3 protein-coding genes are annotated in these 5,074 nt (G+C 40.0%); 1 reads left to right on the forward strand and 2 read right to left on the reverse strand.

Translation table 11 applies throughout. The annotated features are described in order from the left end of the window. Positions 1-80: 80 nt before the first annotated feature. Positions 81-2,645 carry an aminomethyl-transferring glycine dehydrogenase gene (gene gcvP / locus KSO91_RS15940; protein WP_238744019.1) on the reverse strand — a complete coding sequence of 855 codons (2,565 nt, stop codon included), beginning with the start codon at positions 2,643-2,645 and terminating at the stop codon, positions 81-83. A 272-nt stretch (positions 2,646-2,917) separates the two neighbouring features. Next, a complete protein-coding gene (gcvH, locus tag KSO91_RS15945) occupies positions 2,918-3,295 on the reverse strand; it encodes a glycine cleavage system protein GcvH (protein ID WP_238744020.1) in 378 nt (125 codons plus the stop codon). 428 nt (positions 3,296-3,723) lie between these two features. On the opposite strand from gcvH, the gene KSO91_RS15950 reads away from it, so the two are divergent. Further along, the gene (locus tag KSO91_RS15950; protein WP_238744021.1) at positions 3,724-4,350 is read left to right on the forward strand and encodes a helix-turn-helix domain-containing protein; all 627 of its coding nucleotides are present in this window, start codon (positions 3,724-3,726) and stop codon (positions 4,348-4,350) included. Positions 4,351-5,074: the final 724 nt, after the last annotated feature.

Here is a 5,074-nt window from a genome sequence, read left to right on the forward strand (position 1 = left end):
GCAAACTGTATCCATGCTGGTGTTGAACTTTATTTTTACTCATGTTCACACTCCTAATTTGAGTATGTTATGAGTATAGTTTACTTTTCATCCAATATTGGCTGAGTAATGTGGGTAATCAGGAAACGTTTAGCAATATCTTCTGCAGAAATGCCCGAAGCGGCTTCTATCTGGCGAATATCGATAATACATTCATGTGCCACACGACCTTGTTTACCTCTGAATAAAACGGGATAGTGTGGACGTAAACGCTCCATTACATAGTTAGCGTTTAATATTGCTAGTTTAGTCGCGTCGGTTAAACCTTGTTCACCCATCATGGCAATGTATGCGTATGAAATAGGTAAAATAGAAGCTGAGCCTAGCTCTGCTGCTGCTACTGCATAATGTTTACTATCGGCAGACTCTGTGACTTCAATATGTCCTGGTAGGAATGGGATCAAGTGAGATTTAACACCGATTGGTCCCATGCCAGGGCCGCCACCACCGTGAGGAATGCAGAATGTTTTATGTAAGTTAAGGTGTGATACGTCCGATCCAATAAAACCCGGTGTCGTTAGCCCTACTTGTGCATTCATGTTCGCACCATCTAGGTAAACTTGACCACCTGCTTCATGTACCCATTCACAGACTTCTTGAATTGATTCTTCGTAAACCCCGTGAGTAGAAGGGTAGGTGATCATGATGCAAGATAAGTTTTCACGGTGCTTTTCAATTTTTTCTTTTAAGTCAGCATGGTCGATATTACCTAGTTCATCACAACCAACAACCACGACTGTCATTGATACCATTGCCGCCGACGCAGGATTAGTACCGTGTGCTGAGCTTGGGATTAAACAAACGTTACGATGTGTATCGCCATTATGTTGATGGTAGCGTTGGATAGCAATCAGACCTGCGTATTCTCCTTGTGCACCTGAGTTTGGTTGTAAAGACATACCATCGTAACCAGTGATTTCACATAACATGGTTGAGAGTTTTTCAGCCAATTCTTGGTAACCAAAGCTTTGCTCTGTTGGTGCAAATGGATGCATTTGACCAAATTCAGGCCAAGTCACTGGCAACATTTCAGCGGCCGCATTTAACTTCATGGTACAGCTGCCTAGTGGGATCATCCCGTGTGTTAAGGAGTAATCTTTGTTTTCTAGTTTTTTCATATAACGCATCATTTGCGTTTCACTGTGGTGCTCTGAAAACACAGGATGTGTCAAGTATTTGCTTGTGCGACGACATGCTGTTGGAATCGCTGCAAACTCATCCGGTGCGATCGTATCGCTGAAATCGTTAATTCTGACTTCTTTTCCTGTGATCGCTAATAATAAATCTTCAACATCTTTTGCTGTCGTAGTTTCATCTAAGCTGATACCAAGCTGCATTGGCATGTTGTCTGCAGTTGGAAACTGACGTAAGTTCATGCCTTCGGCTAATGCGCGGTGGTAAATTGCTTTACTATGCTCATTGGTGTTAATGGTCAAGGTATCAAAGAATGCAATGTTTTCTAATGCGATGCCTTCACTTTTTAAAGCAGCCGCTAAAATGGCGGTGTAATGATGTACACGACGGCCAATTTTTAATAGGCCTTCAGGTCCATGATATAACCCATAAAATGCAGCCATATTGGCTAATAGGGCTTGCGCAGTACAGATGTTAGAAGTGGCTTTTTCACGACGAATATGTTGCTCGCGTGTTTGCATTGCCATGCGCAAAGCTGGTTTACCTTTACTGTCTTTCGAAACGCCGATAACGCGACCGGGCATGGTGCGTTTGAACTTATCTTTAGTGGCCATGAAACCAGCGTGTGGTCCGCCAAACCCCATCGGAACACCAAAGCGTTGCGCGCTACCCACAACAACATCGGCCCCCATCTCACCGGGCGCTTTTAGAATAGTTAATGCTAATAAATCAGAGGCAACAGCTATTAACGTCTTTTTTTCATGTGCTTTTTCTATGACCGAGCTGAGATCATGGACATTGCCTGTGGTGCTTGGATACTGTAGTAGTGCTCCGAACAGATCATGGTTATCAATCTCGTCAATTGGACCGATAATAATATCATAGCCAATAAATTGCGCACGGGTGCGAACTACATCGATGGTTTGCGGGTGCACGTCATCGGCCACGAAGAAGGCCATGCTTTTACTTTTACCGGCACGTTTACATAATGTCATCGACTCAGCAGCCGCAGTGGCTTCATCTAATAATGATGCATTGGCCAATTCCATTGCCGTTAAATCCATGACCATTTGCTGATAGTTTAGTAATGATTCTAAACGACCCTGAGAAATTTCTGGCTGATAGGGGGTGTAAGCGGTATACCAGCCTGGATTTTCTAAGACATTACGTAATACGACATTAGGCGTGAAGTTGTTGTAATAGCCTTGGCCAATAAAACTACGGTTTATTACGTTTTTGTTTGCTATTTCTTTTAGTGAAGCAAGCATCTCTGCTTCGCTTTGTGGCTCAGCCAATTTCATTGCCACAGGTAGACGGATTGCTGCAGGTATCGTTTGCTCAATTAGCAGTTCAAGACTTTGTACGCCAATAATATCTAGCATCACTTTCTGTTGTGCTTCGCTTGGGCCGTTGTGGCGGCTAGCAAATTCTTTGTTGTCAGATAATAGATCGAGAAGAGTCATATTGGTCATGAGGTTTTCCTGAATAATTTGTACTTATTTACAGCACGTTAAGTACCGATGGAATAGCGGTAGGCATTAGAAAAAACTGAAGCGCTTGATGTATAGGCGCCGAATTTAGAAAATTTTATTAATTTATACTTTTTGCCTAAGCTCGGAAAAAATATTCGTAAGGCATTGATTGTATTAATCCATACTTTAAATTATACAAAAAATGACCAAGCTAACATTCCTTTTTAGCTTAGGTTTTATCTTTATTCATCACATTCTATTTACAGGGCGAATTATTCTTCGTTAGCTGCGTGATAATCTTCACTCGAGATAAGATTATCTAGTTCAGTGATATCAGTCAGTTTTATTTTAGCAATCCAGCCTGCTGAATAGGGGGATTCATTGATTAATTCTGGACTATCGGCAAGCTCTTCGTTAATTTCAATCACTTCACCGGTTACAGGCGCGTAGATATCAGATGCCGCTTTTACCGATTCGACTAAAGAAAATGTTTCACCTGCTTCGGTACTATCGCCAACTTCAGGTAGATCAACAAAGACGACATCACCTAGAAATTGTTGTGCTTGGTTAGATATGCCAAGAGTAATAGTGCCGTCACCGTTATCGAGTACCCATTCATGCGTATCAGCGAATTTCAATGTGTCTGTCATGGTTAATCCTTTACTTATTCATAGTGTGAAATATTGTTAGCCCCTTTCTCATAACGAGATCCGGGCACTCATTAAATTTAGTTTTTCTTTATTGTGTATAAGTATCGATTTAACATTGCTAAATATATCGATAGCATATTTGTTAATACGACTGCAGGCGAATAAGTTTCCAATAGTAGAATTTATTCTTAAAGGCATATTAATGCCATGTAAAACAGTTTAATCCTTCTCTTTAATGGTTACTTTTAAGTAAATTATTAGATAAAAATTAAGAATTTCGGTTATTATATGTGGGATATATGGATTATTCCATAGTTTTTGAGAAAAAGTTTCCAAAAGGAAACTTTTTCTCCTGTAAGTTAAATGTCTGGGGTTTTAAGAGGTTCCAATCCTGATATTTATATGTGGCTTGATAAAAGAGAGCAGTAATGACAAAGGTTATTCAGCAGGATGTTTATCCATCGATGATGATTTCTTACGATCAAGGGGTAGATAAAATAGAGCCAATTAAACTTGGCAAACGTTTAAAAGAGATTCGTAAATCATTAGGTTTAACACTTGAAGAATCGAGTAAAAAAACCGGGTTGGCACGTTCAACGTTATCTAAAATTGAAAATGAACAGATTTCACCAACATTTCAAGTTATGCAAAAGTTGACTAATGGCTTGCAGATTGATATCCCTCAGCTTTTTGCGCCACCGAAGCAAATCAGTGCGACTGGCCGTCGTGATGTGACTCGTAATAAACAGGGGAGAGCTCACCCGACTTCAACTTATGAACATGAGTTGTTAGCCACGCAGTTAACTAATAAAAAAATGATGCCGTTTAAATCATTGGTCCGAGCTCGTGATTTTGCTGAGTTTTCTGAGTGGGTTCGTCATGATGGCGAAGAGTTTTTGTTGGTTTTGTCCGGTGAAATTACTTTCTTTTCGGAGTTTTATGAGCCTGTTAATTTAAATGAAGGTGATTCAGTCTATTACGATGCCAATATGGGGCATATGATCATTTCAATTAGTGAAGCCGATGCGTTGATTCTTTGGATCACTGCTTCTTAGTGATTTCGCTATTATTTAATCAATTGCTTTTAGGGTTTGTTTATCTTTGAAGTTTGCTGCGTTGATCCTAAAAGTTCCTCAATCTAGGCGCGAAGAATGAGGTTTAGTATTCTAAATGAGCAGTGAGCTACGCAGAGTGAGAGATTTGCAGGTGCAACCAGAGGGGCTGCGGCTATTTTTATATTCAACATCGTTATCTGTCATTAATGTCGAATGACTACACTACCTCCGCCTTGTTGAACATAAAAATAGCCGCCAGCAGGAACAAATCGCAAAGGTAAACAGGCCCTCGTGTTGCTACTCATAGAATTTAGCATTCATCAATATTGGAAACACGGTTAAACTACTGTGATACTTTTCATCACAAACGATCGCAGCGGCACCTCTTAAAGTCGGAGAGGTAAATCAACACTTTCAAAAACGCCTCGGCGAAATGAGCCATTGCCGCCTCACCTCTGATATTTGCACCTTAAAATCGTACTTTCAAAAATAGAACAGTAATTCGTATTGCATAACTAAGTTCTGCCGACAGGGCTCTGAAATCCAGGGGATACCAAGCAAAAATCACTTATACTATGCTGGGTTTTATTCAATAAAATGACTATTTTATTACATGATTGAGAAAATTAGCCGTTTAATTCCATCTATTTATTTTGATATTAATTACCCAAATACACGTCGCTGTGCAGGTTATTTAGACTAAAACTTAACTTCTATATATAAA

It is taken from the genome of Psychromonas antarctica, assembly GCF_022267535.1.
GTDB lineage: Bacteria > Pseudomonadota > Gammaproteobacteria > Enterobacterales > Psychromonadaceae > Psychromonas > Psychromonas antarctica.